The 18080-nt window shown below is 36.5% G+C and carries 12 protein-coding genes and 5 tRNA genes; 10 read left to right on the top strand and 7 right to left on the bottom strand.

Annotated features, from left to right (window positions below; translation table 11 throughout):
- Positions 1-37 precede the first annotated feature (37 nt).
- Positions 38-580, top strand: coding sequence for a 3'-5' exonuclease (locus tag OC457_RS17340; RefSeq protein WP_080176292.1), 543 nt, complete (start codon positions 38-40; stop codon positions 578-580).
- A 242-nt stretch (positions 581-822) separates the two neighbouring features.
- Complete coding sequence (locus OC457_RS17335) at positions 823-1713, top strand: DMT family transporter (protein ID WP_080176291.1); 891 nt, start codon at positions 823-825, stop codon at positions 1711-1713.
- 96 nt (positions 1714-1809) lie between these two features.
- On the opposite strand, the gene OC457_RS17330 is transcribed toward OC457_RS17335, so the two are convergent.
- Together OC457_RS17330 and OC457_RS17325 are read right to left on the bottom strand one after the other, a co-directional pair.
- On the bottom strand, positions 1810-3069 hold the full coding sequence (locus OC457_RS17330; RefSeq protein WP_096777882.1) for an amino acid permease: 1260 nt from the start codon (positions 3067-3069) through the stop codon (positions 1810-1812).
- Positions 3070-3668: 599 nt separating this feature from the next.
- Positions 3669-4973, bottom strand: a complete 1305-nt coding sequence (locus OC457_RS17325) for an L-cysteine desulfidase family protein (RefSeq protein ID WP_080176315.1) — start codon at positions 4971-4973, stop codon at positions 3669-3671.
- A gap of 492 nt (positions 4974-5465) precedes the next feature.
- Here OC457_RS17325 and OC457_RS17320 point away from each other — a divergent pair, with 492 nt between their 5' ends.
- The 3 genes from OC457_RS17320 (at position 5466) to OC457_RS17310 (ending at position 8705) form a co-directional block, all read left to right on the top strand.
- A complete protein-coding gene (locus tag OC457_RS17320; protein WP_080176289.1) occupies positions 5466-6824 on the top strand; it encodes an NCS2 family permease in 1359 nt (452 codons plus the stop codon).
- A gap of 146 nt (positions 6825-6970) precedes the next feature.
- Entirely contained in the window at positions 6971-8056 is a 1086-nt protein-coding gene (locus tag OC457_RS17315) for a linear amide C-N hydrolase (RefSeq protein ID WP_080176288.1), read from the top strand.
- Positions 8057-8525: 469 nt separating this feature from the next.
- Complete coding sequence (locus tag OC457_RS17310; protein WP_080176287.1) at positions 8526-8705, top strand: hypothetical protein; 180 nt, start codon at positions 8526-8528, stop codon at positions 8703-8705.
- A gap of 129 nt (positions 8706-8834) precedes the next feature.
- On the opposite strand, the gene OC457_RS17305 is transcribed toward OC457_RS17310, so the two are convergent.
- Positions 8835-9080, bottom strand: a complete 246-nt coding sequence (locus tag OC457_RS17305) for a Rho-binding antiterminator (RefSeq protein WP_080176286.1) — start codon at positions 9078-9080, stop codon at positions 8835-8837.
- A 223-nt stretch (positions 9081-9303) separates the two neighbouring features.
- On the bottom strand, positions 9304-10161 hold the full coding sequence (gene bla / locus OC457_RS17300) for a class A beta-lactamase (protein WP_080176285.1): 858 nt from the start codon (positions 10159-10161) through the stop codon (positions 9304-9306).
- A gap of 292 nt (positions 10162-10453) precedes the next feature.
- On the opposite strand from bla, the gene OC457_RS17295 reads away from it, so the two are divergent.
- The 5 genes from OC457_RS17295 to OC457_RS17275 all read left to right on the top strand — a co-directional run bounded on the left by OC457_RS17295 (position 10454) and on the right by OC457_RS17275 (position 10937).
- A tRNA-Ser gene (locus OC457_RS17295) sits at positions 10454-10544 on the top strand.
- Positions 10545-10591: 47 nt separating this feature from the next.
- A tRNA-Thr gene (locus OC457_RS17290) sits at positions 10592-10667 on the top strand.
- Between the two features lie 9 nt (positions 10668-10676).
- A tRNA-Tyr gene (locus OC457_RS17285) sits at positions 10677-10761 on the top strand.
- Positions 10762-10780: 19 nt separating this feature from the next.
- A tRNA-Gly gene (locus tag OC457_RS17280) sits at positions 10781-10855 on the top strand.
- A gap of 6 nt (positions 10856-10861) precedes the next feature.
- Positions 10862-10937, top strand: a tRNA-Asn gene (locus OC457_RS17275).
- 232 nt (positions 10938-11169) lie between these two features.
- On the opposite strand, the gene OC457_RS17270 is transcribed toward OC457_RS17275, so the two are convergent.
- The 3 genes from OC457_RS17270 to dcuC all read right to left on the bottom strand — a co-directional run bounded on the left by OC457_RS17270 (position 11170) and on the right by dcuC (position 17483).
- Positions 11170-13320: a tetratricopeptide repeat protein gene (locus OC457_RS17270; RefSeq protein ID WP_080176582.1), complete on the bottom strand. Its 2151-nt coding sequence runs from the start codon at positions 13318-13320 to the stop codon at positions 11170-11172.
- A 197-nt stretch (positions 13321-13517) separates the two neighbouring features.
- Complete coding sequence (locus OC457_RS17265; protein WP_080176581.1) at positions 13518-15731, bottom strand: AAA family ATPase; 2214 nt, start codon at positions 15729-15731, stop codon at positions 13518-13520.
- 372 nt (positions 15732-16103) lie between these two features.
- The gene (dcuC, locus tag OC457_RS17260) at positions 16104-17483 is read right to left on the bottom strand and encodes a C4-dicarboxylate transporter DcuC (RefSeq protein ID WP_080174661.1); all 1380 of its coding nucleotides are present in this window, start codon (positions 17481-17483) and stop codon (positions 16104-16106) included.
- Positions 17484-18080: the final 597 nt, after the last annotated feature.

The following is an 18080-nucleotide window of genomic DNA, read 5'->3' as shown; positions in this document are numbered from 1 at the left end:
CTGCGCCCGTTTTACCCCGTGACTCTTGGATAACTTAATGAATTTTGATCGTATTGTCTGTTTTGACCTCGAAATGTGCTGCTGGAATGATGGCCGTACATCACGAACTGGTGAAATCATCGAAATTGGAGTGGCGGAACTGGATTTGAATACGGGCCGTATTGTGCGACGTGCACAACATTATGTAAAACCTGAACATGATGAAATTTCGCCATTTTGTACAGAATTAACGGGTATTAAGCCAGATCTTATTGAGAAAAATGGTAAGCCATTAGCGACTATTTTACGTTCGATTGAACAAAAATTTGGTGGTAAGCATAAGATTTATGCCGCTTGGGGCCATGATGATCGTATTTTAAAGAAAGAGTGTGATGCAAAAGAATTAAAAGTACTCTTTCGTGAGTATTTGAACTTAGCCACGCTTTTTAAATTACAACGTCATGTAACTAATAAACGTTTAGGGCAACGTGCTGCAATGGAAATTGCTGGTGTAAGTTGGGAAGGACGTCAGCATTCAGGTTATGTGGATGCTTATAATTTGGCGCGATTAGCAGCAACAATGTTTTGTGATAAAGAGTAAGTAACGAACGCTATATAACATATTGTTAATCAAAATCTACTCTTCTATTTGAAACCCTAACCATATTACTTATAAACGATAAGTAAGGTGATTAGGGTTTTTTCGTTTTCATTGCTAAATGTCCGACTAAGCATTTTTTATGTCTGATTACGGATATATATTTCTCATAGGAAGTGACAGAATAGCGACGTTCTTTATTTCAATGTCTTTTATTGAAATAACTGTTTTATCTAAGGCTAACAATGTTCTATTTATTACCTTTTTTTACTGTTGCAATCTGGGCAGGGAATGCCATTGTCAATAAGATGGCATTTAGTGTTATAGATCCCGGTGCTATTTCTTTTTATCGGTGGTTTTTTGCTTTAGTTGCGCTAACCCCTTTTTTAGCTAAGTCTGTGTGGCGTGAACGCGTTATCATTAAACCTTATTTGAGTAAGTTAGCTTTTTTAGCTTTACTTGGAATGGTACTTAACCAGTCGTTAGGCTATTTTGCCGCAGCAACCACAAGTGCTACCAATATCGCATTAATTATTTCACTCGTACCATTAGTGAGTATGTTTTTAAGTGTGCCACTATTAGGGCAACGACTATCTCCTTTTGCACTTTTGGGCGCGGTTTTATCATTAAGTGGGCTGGTTTTGATGTTAAGCCATGGTCATATAAGTAACTTGATCAGTCAGGGCATTAAACAAGGTGATGGTTTAATGCTGCTAGCCGCGGTGGTATATGCATTGTATTGTGTGTTACTTAAACGCTGGAAAATGCCGATATCAAATTGGCATTCAGTGTATGTGCAATGCCTATTTGCTGTTGTGATGCTAACGCCATTATTATTGACCAGTCATCGTATGGCGATTACTGCTGCTGCGGCACCATTAATTATGTACGCGGCATTATTAGCTTCAGTATTAGCGCCATGGTTATGGATGCAAAGTATTGAACGCCTAGGGGCAGACAGAACAGCCATGTTCATGAATTTATTACCTATCATGGCAGCTGGTATTGCAAGTGTGATGTTAGGTGAGCAGTTACATAATTATCATTATATTGGTGGTATTATGGTGCTATCAGGTGTGGCATTGGCACAAAAACGTGCGAAAGCGAAAAAACCACTTGATGCTGTTACCGCCTAAGCTGTACTGGTTGATTACACTTTGTTGTTATATTCAAAGATAAAGAAACGCCGCAATTATCATGATTGCGGCATTTTTATTTAACTCATACTTTGTTTAAATAAAGGCCAGTAATGGTGAAATACACAATAAAATCCCCGTCACTATAATAAGGTTAGTGGCTGCGCCTTTATATTTGTGCAAATGGGGAACTTGATAAACTAAATATGCTGGAATTAAACAGCCGACAATACCGAATATAGGTGAACAAATAGATGTAAATGATAAGATCGGTAGGTTTAAAGCCACAGCACCCCACGCAACGAGAACGATAAATACAGTCGTAAAATTATCGACAAGTTTAGTATTGATGTTATTACTTTCAAACTTACGCTCTAAGATATTCATCGCTAAACCACGACAAGCTTCTTTAAAAGCAAGGAACACACCAAAAAATGATGTCACTACGGCAAAGATATTAATCACGATCCCAACAATTGTCGCCCAGCTACCAGGGAAGTAATGAGCAATCATAGCAAGCGCCGAAATATTTAATTCCATCGCGTGCTTAGCTTCAGTTTGATTGATAGCAAAAGTAAACGAGACCGCAAAGAAAAAGACAACGATAAAGAGAATAGTAAATGCAATTTTCATTGCGCGAGTCGCTTTATAACGCGCCACTTCAATTGATTTTTCATGTGAGCGGTAAGAAATAACCATCGGGCTCAATGACTGAATAAACAGAATTGATGTTAGGGTAAATGGCAATGTTATAATGGCATTTTTAAGCATTAGCCCCCAATTTTCCACTGGAGTAACATTGGCTAGGCTCCACTGTGGAACTAACAATATGCCCATAACAGCAACTAAAAAGAGGACTGTTACAGCCATAAATCCAGATATTTTAAATAATATTTTTTCGCTTTTAGAACCGATATAACTTAATAAGCTAATTAAGGCTAAACCATAAAAAACATTATTATTAAGATGGGTTTTTGTTACCCCAAAAGAATGTAAATAAGAGGCGCTATCGTTAGTGACGGTTAAAGAATAAACTAATACCCAAATGACGAGCATTAAGAAATATAATATACCTAATGCAATTCCCCAGTTTTTACCTAAGTAACCAGAAATAACTCCCGGATAATCGGTACATTTTTTAGATTCCGCTAATGTATTAATAAATAGTTTTTGAAATAAATACATTGCTGGGTAGCCGATCACTGCAGAAAGTAAAAATACCCATAATCCCATTACGCCAACCTGCACCGGTAAGAATACGATACCTGCACCGACGGCCATCCCTATGCTCATTACAATCCAACCGATGTCGACATTGTCAAACTTTATCGCTTGTTGCCATTGTTCTTGACTCATATTAGCTCGAACATGTAGCGGAGTATTTTCTGTTACAGGGAATACATTGACTGTTTGGTTCATATTAATTTCAGCCTTGAATAGTTAACCAAAACACAGTGTTTGGCTTATTATTTTAAAGATGGCATTGCCGACCTTGTTCGCGTCTTGTTAGAAATATAAAGCAGTCAAACTATAACTAAATAACAGTAAAAAAGAGTGTTGGTTGCTCATGAAACACGCTTTAAGTTTATGTTTTTTAAATATTTTAGAGCCGCATATCAAAATAGTCATGATGCATGAAACACACACAATATCGAAATGACAAAATGCAGAATGGTGCAATTATTATTGATGAGGCGGCGGTTTTTCTAATAGTGTTCGCGTTGTTTACAATAAGAATTATTGCGCTAATGAGGTGTTTTTTAAATAACTAGAAGTGATATTTTATAACTAAAATGAATATAAAAAGAGGGGAAAGTGCCGTTTTAACTGTTTTTTGCTGAGGATGATTGAAATAGGGCAATATAATCCTCTAGATAAACATAAAAAAGCAAACAAGTTATCTGGCTTTTTTTATCAATCTAGAGGAGTTAGCCACTATATTAAAGTATTTGTGGTTATTTATTAATCATGATATCAAGGATCTGCACATCAGTTTGAGTCATGGATCCATTAGCTAATGCTGACAGGTTGCGAATCGTATTATCAACATTGTGCGCAACAATACCTTCATTTCCTGTTACGCTTAAGCCATCTAATGCCATTAATGCTGATTTTATAGCAGAGCCAGCTGATGATGATACTTTCATTGCGCAACTGGTTTTTGCACCATCACAGATCATGCCAGCAATATCGCCAATCATACTATTGATTGCAGCACTAATTTGTTGAAAATTACCGCCAAGTAACCATGTCATACCAGCAACGGCACCCATTGATGCTGTTGTTGCGCCACATAAGGCGGATAATTTATTTTGATGACTTTTAATATAAATAGCCATTAGGTGTGACAACATTAATCCACGAATAAGCTGTTCTTCGTCGGCTTTAATAAAATCAGCAACAACGACCACTGGCATGGTAGCAGCTATACCTTGATTGCCTGAACCTGAATTACTCATTGCTGGTTTCATCGCGCCGCCCATACGCGCATCTGAAGCCGCGGCCGTACGCAGTAATACATCGGTTAATAAACCCGCAGAAAGTAAACCTCGCTCAATATTACGTTGGAAAGTCGCTCCAACTTGTAAGCCATAGTTACCTTGTAAACCTTCAATAGAAAGGGCGTTATTTAGCTGATAAGCTTGCTCAATAAAGCGAATATCAGCTAAAGGGGCTTGCGTGGCGAAGTCGAAAATATCTTGTGCGCATGCATCAATAAAGGGATTACTATTTTCACTTTTTGAGGCTGTGTGAGTGGTATTTTTAGGATCGGCAATATAAGTCGTTATGCCGTCTTCCTCAATGGCAAGTATATGGGTATGACCATCTGCAATCGTCACACTTGCGGTATGATGTTTTGTTAATACTGTTACTTTGGAATAAAGGATATTACTAACGTTAGCCACACTTACGGAGACTAATTTTTTATCTAGCATCGCTTTTGCTATGGTTACATCCGCAGTGGTTAAATTTTTAAGTACTTCTAATTGGGCTTGGCTATCACCTGCGACTGCACCTGCTGCGGCTGCTATTTCTAGTCCAACCATTCCTGTTCCAGGTACGGTGACTCCCATGCCATTTTTCATTAAATTAGCAGAAACGAGTACGTTAATAGCCGTAATATCTTGATGTTTTATATGAAGCTTATTAACAGCGATGGCTGCGGCTAGTGCAACGGATACGGGCTCTGTACAGCCAAGTGCAGGTACTACATCGCGTTTTACAATATCAACAAATGCTGGCCAAAGTGTATGTTTCATTGCAATCACCTAATGCTCTTTATATAAAGCGTCAAAATTTATGGATAAAGCTAATTGAAGTATTGATTAAATAATTAGCTAACATTTTCTTTTAGTTTGTGATGATGAGTATACGTCTAGTCGTAAAGAAAAAAATCATATAATCATTACTTATAATGCAGATAAGGAGTATTTTTTGCTATTTAAAATTCAACAAATAGGCTTTTGTTACCCTTGTCACAGTTTTTATGGGAATATTTTTTCATTGTGATGATGAGTTTTTTTTATGATAGTAGTGAAAAAATTATTTTTTTGAGTAAAAAAAGCAGTTTATGGTAGCGGGATTGGTCGATTTCTAGGTATCATATTTGAGGAAAGATGACATAAAGGTTGAAGATCAAATGCTTCAACCTTTTCTTTTTTTTAAAAGGTAAACGTTTGCGTTATTGGCTTTGTGCATTATTTCATGGCCAATCCTAACGGATTAAAATCAGAAAATTATAGGAAGACATCATGTCTGCTGACAGTACACCTAATACCCAAGGTTCATCAACTCGCGGCTTAGATCGTTATTTTCAAATATCTGAGCGTGGCAGTAGTGTTAAACAAGAAATTATTGCTGGGTTAACGACTTTTTTAGCAATGGTATATTCAGTCATTGTTGTACCAAGCATGTTAGGTGCCGCTGGTTTTAATCAAAGTGCGGTATTTATTGCAACTTGCTTAGTGGCTGCATTTGGTTCATTACTGATGGGGCTATGGGCTCGATTGCCGATGGCTATTGGCTGTGCAATATCACTTACGGCCTTTACTGCTTTTAGTTTAGTGCTTGGGCAAGGGGTTAGTATTCCTGTTGCGCTTGGTGCTGTATTTTTAATGGGAGTCTTATTTACTCTTATCACAGTGACGGGTATTCGTGGTTGGATCATGAGAAATATGCCAACAGGGATCGCACATGGTACGGGTATCGGTATTGGATTGTTCTTATTACTGATTGCAGCAAATGGCGTTGGTCTGGTTATCAAGAATCCACAAGCGGGTTTGCCGGTGGCATTTGGTCATTTTATGTCATTGCCTGTGATTATGTCATTGGTTGGCTTGGCGGCAATTTTAGGGCTTGAAAAACGTCGTGTACCTGGTGGCATTTTGTTAGTCATTATTGCTATTTCAGTCTTTGGGCTTATCTTTGATCCTAATGTGAAATACCATGGCTTGTTTGCATTGCCTACATTAGGTGGTGAAGGCTCCTTATTAGGCTCTCTTGATATTATGGGAGCGCTTAATCCCGTGATTTTACCTACCGTATTAGCCTTGGTGATGACTGCTATTTTTGATGCGACAGGTACTATTCGTGCGGTTGCGGGTCAGGCTAATTTATTGACTGAACGCGGTAATATTATTAGTGGTGGTAAAGCACTAACCGCCGATTCAGTGAGTAGTATTTTCGCTGGTTTAGTGGGTGGTTCACCTGCTGCTGTTTATATTGAATCTGCGGCGGGTACTGCTGCTGGTGGTAAAACAGGTTTAACAGCAACAACGGTTGGGTTGTTGTTTGTGTTAATGTTATTTTTAGCACCATTAAGTTATTTAGTTCCTGCTTACGCAACTGCTCCTGCATTAATGTATGTGGGTTTATTGATGCTCAGTAACGTTAGTAAGCTCGACATGAACGACTCTGTTGATGCGTTATCGGGCTTATTATGTGCGGTCTTTATTGTTTTAACGGGCAATATTGTGACTGGTATCATGCTTGGTTTCGTCAGTTTAGTTATTGGACGAATCGTTTCGGGTGATTTTAAGCGTTTAAATATTGGCACCGTTATTATTGCGATAGCATTAGTGGTGTTTTACGCCGGAGGTTGGGCGATTTAATCTAATTTTACTCGCTATTTAACGACCATTAACCCGCGCACTCAACGCGGGTTTTTTATACTCAAAATAATAATCCAGATGTTTTTTTTGTAACGGCTCACGCGTAAACTATTTACTCATTTTATGTTGTCATGAAGTTGTAATTAATGAAAAAAACATTATTAGCGTTAATAGTTGCGATTGGATTTAGCCAAACGGCGAATGCCTGTACTGGTATTACATTAGCAACGACGGGGAATGATCATATTCAAGCTCGTACTATCGAGTGGGGGCACAGTGATCTTAATAGTAAGTTAATTATTGCGCCTCGTGATTATTCATATACATCTACCATGCCTGATCAAAAATCAGGGCTAACATGGGTGAGTAAATATGGCTTTGCTGGCATATCTGTTAGTGATGATAAATTCATTGCAGAAGGTGTTAATGAGAAAGGCTTAACGGCAGGATTATTCTATTTTCGAGGTTATGGCTCACTCGCGACTTATGATCCTAAAGATACCGCGAATAATATTACTGATATGGATTTTGTACGGTGGATGTTAAGTCAATACGCCACTGTTGCCGAAGTAGAAGCGGCTTTGAACAACATTAAGATAGTTACGGTATATTTTGATGCTAAAGGTCAGCCTTCTCCAACGGCACATTGGCGAGTATCGGATAAGCAAGGTAACAGTATCGTGATTGAAATAATGGATCACGGTAAAATTCACATCTATAAGAACACGGCTAAAGTGTTAACTAACTCACCAGATTATAACTGGCAGGTCACTAACCTGAATAATTATATTAATTTGCATCCGGGTAGCAGTCAGCCTCAACAAATTAATGGTGTTAGTGCACAATCTTTTGGGGTTGGTTCTAACTTTGTTGGTTTACCGGGGGATATTTCGCCACCGTCACGTTTTGTTCGTGCTGCATTTTATGTTAATAGTGCGCCTGTATTAAAAACGGCTCAACAAGCAGTATCACAAGCCTTTCATATTCTAAATAACTTTGATATACCCATTGGAAGTGAGTTTAATCAAAAAAGCGCTATTCCTAATTTGCCTAGTGCGACGCAATGGACGTCAGTTATTGATCAGAATAACGGTGAGTTATATTACAAGACGATGTACAACAGCACGATCCGTCGAGTTGATTTAGCAACTCTTAACTTCAATGCTAAACAAGAATATAAACAGCCATTAGACAGTGGAAAATTTATCTATCAGAATGTGGTGATTAAGTAAAATGATGGCAGGCCAAATTTTAGTTTAGCTAGATAATATGAATGAGTAAGCTTTTATATCATCGCTTACTCATTCTCTTTACACCCATTTTTGATGTGTTGTATTGATCAAAAATGAGAACTTGCTTTGCGAGATTTACATTTTGCTTCTGTTTATCAATTAATGAATAAATTATCAAAATATAGCCACAAGACTAAAATAGTATGTTTAAACACTATTGATCTGAATATGTTCTTTTAAATCAAGCGATTATAATTTTATATTGATGGCGTAATATGATGGCTGATGAAAATATAATAATAATTAACTCTTTTTTATAGGCGTGATTTTTAATTCATTCTATTTGTGTATCTAACGTTGCAATTTACATGGGATGACAATTAATTTAATGCTGGTAAATTCTAAAACAAGACGAGGTACCTTAGGGTTTTGTCATTGTTTTATTATTTATTAAACGTTGAGAGTAATTATGAAAGTTGTTATTGAAATTTTAGAATCAGGTATATACCGCGATCAAGCTTGGGAAGGTACATTTTTATCAACTAAAGGTGAATTACGTGCTGTAACACCATCTTATGCTGCGCAATTAATTGACCAAGCAAAAGCAGCACTTTATCTTGATGACAATGGGGAAATGAAGTTTGCATAATTACCGATTCGGTAGTAAACATTAGAAATGGCGTTTCTATTAATTAAAATAGAAACGCCATTTTTGTTTTAAGCAATAAATATGAATAGTAATAGTATTTACAATGTAAATTTATTATTAATCAAGTGGTTATTTGAATTTAATTGTATCGAAATGTGGGTTTTTTGTTATTGCTGTTATTGATACAAGATCATCTAACACAATTAATTGCTGCTGGTGATCAACAACTAATGCAATACACTCTTCACGGTTTTGATTATAAAGCGTATCGTGTGCAATACCGATAATATGGCTACCGTCATTCAACGTTAAATCAATATTCAAATTATGCATACACGCTATTTCGATGTAATCATGGTGGTGACAATTTAGCATCTTGTTATCCTTATATAATTCACGATGATATAGAGTGTTGACATAAAAGGTTAGTGAAATAGATTTAAAATATTATGGATAAACGTTAGCAGCGCTCCGAAAAAATTCATTAAATCTGCAATAGATAAATACATTTAATATCTACTCTGTCGGCAATGCTATAAGTAATAGCAAAAGCAAGCTTAAAAATATCCTGTCTACTATATGTAGTATTTTATAGTGTTTATTTTAAATGCGTAAAAATTAATTGGCCAATTTTCGCTATCGCAGCATTTAGTTCAGTGATTGGTTTTCCTGTTTGAGTCACATAAATACTGATCATAATTGGCTGTTTATCTTGTTGCCATACTGCCGCTGTAATACCACGAGATCCATAGGTGCTGTCATAACCTGCACGATCGGCAATATGCCAACCCGCAGGTAAAGCGGCGCGTAATAATGGTTTCGAGACTTTATTTTCCATCATCCAATGTTTTAACTGTATACGTGCTTGTTCTGATAACGCATTACCATAAAGTAAGCGGTATAAGGTTGAATTTATAGCAATAGGGGTGGTGGTATCGCGTTGTTCCGTTGCACTAACATTATTTACATTGGGCTCAATTCGATCAAGACGGGTAGTTTTATCATCAAGCGTTCGAATAAATTGAGTGACGCTTTGAGGCCCTCCAATATTATTAAGCACTAAATTAGCCGCAGTGTTATCACTGGTTAGCATGGTTGCATGACATAATTGAGCGAGTGTCATACTGGTGCCGACATGATTTTTGGTTACTGGTGCATAGCTTAAAATATCACTTTGTTTGATCATTATAGGTTGGTTTACGCTAACCAGCTGAGCATCGGCTTGATGTAATAAGTCAGCACAGGCTAAGGTTTTAAAAGTACTCATCATTGGAACTCGCTGCTCACCATGATAACTCCAACTTTTATTGGTATTGGCATTGTAGATTGCAACGGCAACGTTACCCCCAAGCTGTTGCTCAATATTGGTGAGTTCAAGGGAAAGTTGACTGTTTTGTGCTGATGCTAACGGGCTAAACGAGAGTAATAAAGTACTGATGAGAATGTACCGCTTCATAAATAGAACCTTGGTGTAAATAATGAGGGGTTAAATTTTACGGATATTATGATTGATGTCTTAGTTAAATTGTTAATTATTGTAAATATAATTATTCTGGTTGTGATGTTTACATAGAACGAGCCGATTAATAAAGAGTAACAATTTAATTTGCAGCATCAATTAAAGCGTAGTGGTGAGTGATTAATATATTAGTTTGTGGTTTTTTGTTTAAAAATTGGCTAGTTAGAACTTTTTTGTGTTTTTTTACTTTACAGTGACGGCTGATGGCTATAATATTCACCGCACTTACGGAGAGATGGCTGAGCGGTTGAAAGCACTGGTCTTGAAAACCAGCATACGTTTATAGCGTATCTAGGGTTCAAATCCCTATCTCTCCGCCATATTTAATTGTTAAGTTTCGACTTGGCGATAAAAAAGAAATTAGTGTGCCGACTTAGCTCAGTAGGTAGAGCAACTGACTTGTAATCAGTAGGTCACCAGTTCGACTCCGGTAGTCGGCACCATTAAATTTCGGTGGGATTCCCGAGTGGCCAAAGGGAGCAGATTGTAAATCTGCCGGCACTGCCTTCGAAGGTTCGAATCCTTCTCCCACCACCATAATTTGTAAAGATACATCGCAGGTATCGTATAATGGCTATTACTCCAGCCTTCCAAGCTTGAGATGCGGGTTCGATTCCCGCTACCTGCTCCAAACAATTCCCTCTTAGTTCAGTTGGTAGAACGCCGGACTGTTAATCCGTATGTCACTGGTTCAAGTCCAGTAGAGGGAGCCAAATAGAGAAGCCCGCAAGCAATTGCGGGCTTTTTTACGTTTGGAGAAAAGTGACATTTCTAAATGGTTGCAACATGGGACTTACAACCTTAGTAGACATAACAGATGTTATGTAAAATGGGTGAGGAAGTTCGTCGAAATAGTCTGAAATTCATGAAGTTGGTTAGAATAAAATCGCTTAGTGATCATAAACGAGTTAATACAAAGCTAACTCGTAAATGAACATAAATGTATTAATGATTATGCTCTAATTGAGCTCGCTGTATTTGTTGTTGAATTATAAGATAAAGTTTATTGTTAGGTTTAATAATAAGAGCTTGATCTATTATAGTTTCAGCTTCATCAAAACGTTGTTGTTCTTGAAGAAAGGTTGCGTAACATCCGAGGTAATATGAAATATCAGATTTTACTTCAATAGCGCGCAGAAAATAGGTTTCAGCTTCATCAAAACGTTGCTGTTCTTGAAGTAATACCGCATAGCCCCCTAGGGAATATACATTTTTAGGATCTACTTCAATAGAGCGAAGAAAATAGGTTTCAGCTTCATTAAAACGTTGTTGTTTTTGAAGAAATATTGCATAACTTCTGAGATAATATGCATTTTTGTCTACTTCAATAGCGCGCAGGAAATAGATTTCAGCGTCATCAAAACGTTGTTTTTCTTGAAGAAATATCGCATAACCCCCTAGGGAATATATATTTTTAGGATCTACTTCAATAGAGCGAAGAAAATAGGTTTCAGATTCATTAAAACGTTGTTGTTTTTGAAGAAATATTGCATAACTTCTGAGATAATATGCATTTTTTTCTACTTCAATAGCGCGCAGAAAATAGATTTCAGCTTCATCAAAACGTTGTCGTTCTTGAAGGAAAGTTGCGTAGCTTTCTAGGCTACATCCATATTTAGGATTTACTTCAATAGAGCGAAGAAAATAGGTTTCAGCCTCATCGAAACGTTGTCTTTCTTGAAGAAATTTCGCATAACGTCTGAGATAATATGCATTTTGGCTAATTTCAATGGAGCGCAGAAAGTAGGTCTCAGCTTCATCAAAACGTTGTCGTTCTTGAAGGAAAGTTGCGTAGCTTTCTAGGCTACTTTCATTTTTAGTATCTACTTTAATAGTGCGTATAAAATAGGTTTCAGCTTCATCAAAACGTTCTTGTGCTGCTAGGAATTTTGCATAATGGCTTAATAATTGGTGGCTCTTAGGTAACGTTTCAATAGCTTTTTTCCAAAGCTGTTCTCGCTCTTTATTATCAGTTTGTTCCTCTGCTTTTAGTACCCAGTCTATCCAGTTCCAGTTTTTCTTTTCGTCATTTTGTGGTTTTAATATACATCTAATTTCGTCATTTTCTGTTTTAGTATTTAACGAAAGCATTTGCTCTTGGAGCTGATTAATTAGTTGGTCTGAATTAGTTTTAATTGCGTTGATTAGGTTGGTTCGATCAAAGCCGATAGCCTCACCCATCTGCAACATAAACTCATCAAAATCATCAATAGGTACAAGAACCCCGTGTTGTTTTGATACTAACTCTTTTATTGTTGGATTAGGTTCACCACTAGGGCTGTGATAGCACCAAAATGGTCGTCCTGAAATATCTTTAGGATCAAGGATCTGTAAGAAATCCATTAAACTACCATCATTCCCCCCGTAACCAATAAATACGGGGGTGTAAAATTTAAAAATATTCTTTAATGTTTTTTTCCAAGAGTCACTTAATGTGGCAGTTCCTACGCTGGTGTTGTGTGGATCTGTTAATAAGTCCCTATGTATTTTTGCTACAATTGGTCGGCGTGACATGGGTTTAGCATAACTTGCAAGTGACTCATGACCGATTACATGTGGGTATTCACCACCATAAATAGAGACAGCATCTGCGACTAAATTATCAAAATTAGTAGTGATCACCATTTTGTGACGAGTTTCGGATAAAATCCAAGCCAATATGGCATAACCTAAGCTAGGTTTTCCTTCTGCAATTGCCTTTTCAAGTGCAGCATAGCCAGAGTCATGATCACCTGCAAAACAACGCTCGAAGATTTGTGGATAATGTTTAGCTAGGTTTTCAGGTTCCCAATTATCTAGGCCTAGGGGATTATTTATCAACCATTTTTCGAAGTGTGAATCCTTGGGTAAATGTTGTCGATAATAAATTATTTCCATCCATTCCTGAGCTAATGCTGTTGCGCCTTTTATTTCAGAGTTTATTGATGCGCCAGCGCCTAAGATGAAGGCAAAACGGCGGTCTTTCATATCGTTCTCTATACGTTTTGCTTCGTGCAAAAATCCTTTTAGTGACCACGTTTGTAGCGAAGATTTTTTTGACTCAACAACTTGAAGTTGAACCTCTTTTTTATTTTTTTTCTGTGATGGATTATTCATGCATCTGCTCGCTAGGTGCAATTAATTGAGTGCATTTTACTGTGAACGTATAGGATGCCTATAGTATTGATTTCACACTATTGCGTATTGGTTGTTTAAATGACTTGATCACATTTTGGACGATATAATAAAAACGATACAGTTAGTTAACGATATACTGAGACGGATGTTAAAAAGTGAGTCTTTGCAAAGATCATTTATGCATAATAAGCATCAAAGTGAGGTTTATCATTAGTTTCAATAGCATTAGTTATAATGTCCCAAGCTAAGACTAGTTGTGGATGTACAGCTTCGGGAAGTTGTGTACCTAATGTCATTGACTTTGCATGACACTTCTCGTTCATATATTCATATAGAGCATTAGACTTCATTTCTGCGCCAGCGATACCCTGAAGTAAATTAGGTGCGATATTATCCGTCCCCTGTGTTCTAAAATCTGTCATATTGAACCTAAACGAAAAGTACACCTCCATAATCTTCCTTACATAAGACTGTACCGCAATTGAATCGCATCTCTGTGGTTGTTCCAGGGCCTCTTTAACTTTACTTATTAGATAAGCATACTCAGATCTGTGGTTTTTCAATAAATCAGGTAATAGATCAATCTGTGATTGGTCACCTTTACGATTAATCAAGAAGTATTGCGAACGCTTAAAGTTACCATTTTTCGTCTTGTAGTAAGACATCCACATTTTTACTAGATTGAAAAATTCAAAATTATGTGTAGAAATGAATAGTTGTTCTACTTGATCATGATTCAATTTACTTTTGATAATGCCTAACACATTGTAGATATGGTTCGAATCAAGACTACAGATTGGGTCATCGAGGTAAACTATTGGTTTCACGTCTTGTAATGATTCATCTTCTAGTTGAGTAATGAAGTAAGCAAAGGCGATAGCGGTTCGTTCACCATCAGATAAGTGCTTGGCTTCTCTTTCTTCACGGATGAACTTGTATGAAGCACCAACGGCTCGAATTTCAATGTCAGTCTTACCAAAGTATTGGCTCAGGTTATCATTAAGGCTTTGCGCCCCTTGTTTCGTATTATTCAACTCAGCCTTAATGAAGCCGATACGTTTGTTCTTTGCATCTACATCTTTCTGTATTGCTTTGGCTATGTCTTCAAATGCAGTGATGTCAGTTGACGCTTGCAAATGGTTGTAATCTTGTGTTTCTTGATAAACGTAGTGGCGTTTAACCTCTTCAATAGCATTTCTTTGTTCGGATGAATGATTAGAGGCTCGTTCGTTATGCGCCTTAATTGGTTTATTGAATTTATTTAGTAATTCCGTTGAATCAGGCATTGGATAATCTGAAGCATTAAAAGGTAATGCTTCTGCCATATTGTCTTTTTTGTTGATCAGTAATTGAAGTAACGACTGCTTCATAGTTTGAAAATATTGATTCAATGGTTCAATTTCATTTCTATAGTCATCTAATTCAGCCTGTAAATCTGGATATAACTGGCTAGTATTTGGAATACTTGTAGTTAGTGATTTCGTTTTTACTGTAGCAATAGCAGAATTAATTTTCCGGCTTAATTCTTTATAAGCTTTTGAAAAATAATTATTAAGTTCATCTATGCGTTCAGTTCTGATAGAGCTTTTACAGAATTGACAGGTTGTATGATCTTCATGACGCTCAATACCTTCTTCAACCCAATCCCTTAATTTCTTATCAGTTTCTAATTCACTAATAGTTATCTGTGTTACTGACGTACTCATGATTTCTTGAATGTCAGCTAAGACTGTCGTCATATCTGGTAAAGTAATCGTTGCTTTAGATATACTTGCAACAGCAGTAGCTTTTGCTACATCAATAGACGCACTTAATTGTTCTGGAGTCAGTTTATGCTCTGCTACTGCACTACCGAGCATTGACTTTACACTTGCTACGTTGAAAGTGGATCTTCCAAGAATGTTTAGATCAGTAACATTACGACCAACTGTTGTAAGGCGCTTATTCTTTTCTCTTTCTTTGTCTAAAGCTAACTTTGAATTATTGTCTCGTTCTTTTTCTTTTGCTGGGATAGTTTCTTCTAATTGTTTCAGTTCTTCTTCTAATTCAATATTCTTTTCACCAATAATCAGGACAGAGTTGACACTTGATTCAGAGAAGTTAACGTTCCTCGCTATGTAATCTGAATTGAATACACGCAAGTTTTCAATTTTTTGAATTGCGTTGCTTTTAATTGATAAACCTTCATGCCTGTCAATTTCGAATGAACCAGCTTCAAAGCCTTCAGTTATCTCACCTAGCTGCATTGCTTGAAAAATACGTGATAACGTAGTTTTTCCTGAATAGTTGAAGCCATAGAACAAATTGAATTGATGGAAAGGTTGCCCAGCATTGGTCTTAACATTTTTGAAGATGCCGAAGTTTTTTATTGATTTTATGTTCTTAAACATACGTATATCCCGCATAAATGAGCGGTAGATTGTACTACACCCTATTAATTTTTTGATGTGACTAATATCAACCTGATTGAATAATTTGTTAAACCCACATCTAAGTTAGAATATTTATACTTGGAAGTTATTAATTGCTTCATTACATCAATAATTGCATTTCAATTTCGTGTTTGAGTTATTTTAGGTATACCCCAGAGAAACCAGTTCACGTTACCCTTCAACCCGCATTGCAGTATTTAAGAAACCACCTATAGTAAACCAATTAAAGAAACCAATTTAAATTGAACCAATAAATGCTGATCATTTTAATATAAGAACAAAACCACCAACATCCTAACGAAAGAATATTGGCGGTAATGGTCAATTAAATTAAGAGTATTGAATAACCGCCATGATTAACACAACCACCATGCTGCTTAGCATCGGAACACTGGTGCGTTTAATGACATCAATCGGTGTTAGACCTGCCATGCCCGAAACGGTAATAATAACCCCCGCAACTGGTGACATTGTTCTACCTATACCAGCGGCAAATAAAATAGGCAGTAATGGAAGTAGAGGATTAACACCAAAGTTAGCCGCTATTTGAGGCACAATAGGAATGAAAGCCATTACAGGCGCATTACCTGAACCGGTAATAAATGCAGTTAGTAGAATAAAGCCAGAAAAGACAATAACAATACCGCTTGGACCAAGATCAAATGATTTTGCGGTATCAATAAGTGTGTTTATAGCGCCAATATTGGTTAAACCCGCCGAGAAATATTCAGCAGCAATCATTAACGTTAATACGCTCGCAAATATCATTCCAGTACCTTTTAGCCATGCTTCAAAGTTATCAAAAGCACGCTGAATTGAACGGAATCTTATTGCTTCTATTACAATACAAATACTGATTGTCGACATCATAGCGATGGGAATTGTCATCGTAATAGATTGCATTACCATGCTAGAAAAGCCAAATAAAAAGATAAAAGGTAAAACAGGAAGTAATGCGTAAAATTTAGGGACGGTATCATTATCATCATGTTGCTTTTCTAGTGTTTCTAGATATTTACCTCTATCTTCTGATGGGTTATAGCCATCAACACGGTCACAATGACGTTGCCATACAATATTAACTAAAGGAATTAGAATAAGTAGCATTGCTTGAAATATAGTTTGGTGATTTACCACAAAATCCATGATTTCAACATTAATAGTATTAGCACCAATAACGGCATTAATTTGCCCAGGACCATATTCCCATGCGGTTGGAATTACAATGGTTGCAACCGCTGTTTTAGCACTAATACCCGCATTACGTAATACAGGATAAAGTGTGCCCATTAACAGTAATGATAGTGATGTTGCACCTGTAATAAATACGTACATTAGTGATACAAATATTAAAACAAGTATCAGTAGAATATACGGATTTTTTACCGCCATAACCGGACGAGATGTTGCTTTAACCAGTGCCTGAGATGCACCAATATGATTTAAATAGGTTGAAACACCAGCAATAGAGACTAGTGTTAAACCGACACTGCCTAAACGCGTATTGGTGATTTCGGTAAAGCGTTGCCAAAGGTCAAAAAATAGTGCGCCTTGCGTTTTTCCGTCAGCAAGTACAGGAGCGATACCCGATATAGAGGCGTAAGCCAGCAACAATAAGCCTGCGGTAATTAATGTTGCTTGGGGATTGAATTTTTTTAGCATTGAGTAGGCGACAAGCCCAACTATAAATAGCGTGTAAATATATTCCATGTTGTTCTCATTGATAAAGAAAGATGGAATAATTATTTATTAATCGAAGTAAAAAAAAGCTGATATTTATCTGATAAATAAATAACAAAAATTACTTTAATAATAAGTTAGATCTTAATCTCATTTGAGTACTCAATATGCTGAATGGTTGTTTTAGTTATGTATCTAATTATTGTTGTTATTGTAATGGAGATGATAAATTTATTTGACTGATTATTAATATAATACTTATCTAACGTTTAAATATGATTATTGAGAGTGAATTGTCTATTAAAAACTCAGGAATATAGGTAATACCAAACCTATCTAATGCTGCACTTAATGTATTAACCTTAAATAGGTATTTTATTTGTATGCGATAATCGCAATAGATACTAAATAGTCATGAGCTGAACATTAAATAATGAATAACTGATTTTTGTTGACTGACGAGTTTTTTTAGGTCAAGAAAAAGAAAAGGTATTGATGTTCATGGTGATATTCTCAAAAAAGCGAGTATCAGGTTACAACGTGATCTGTTGGTCAAATAGAATCAAATTAGTTAAATAATGTTAGCGCTTTTACCCTAAAATTCAACGGTAGCTACCTGTAATTATT

Source organism: Photobacterium toruni (genome assembly GCF_024529955.1).
GTDB classification, from domain to species: domain Bacteria; phylum Pseudomonadota; class Gammaproteobacteria; order Enterobacterales; family Vibrionaceae; genus Photobacterium; species Photobacterium toruni.
The sequence above is the reverse complement of the archived record's forward strand: the minus strand, read 5'-3'. Positions and strand labels throughout refer to the sequence as shown.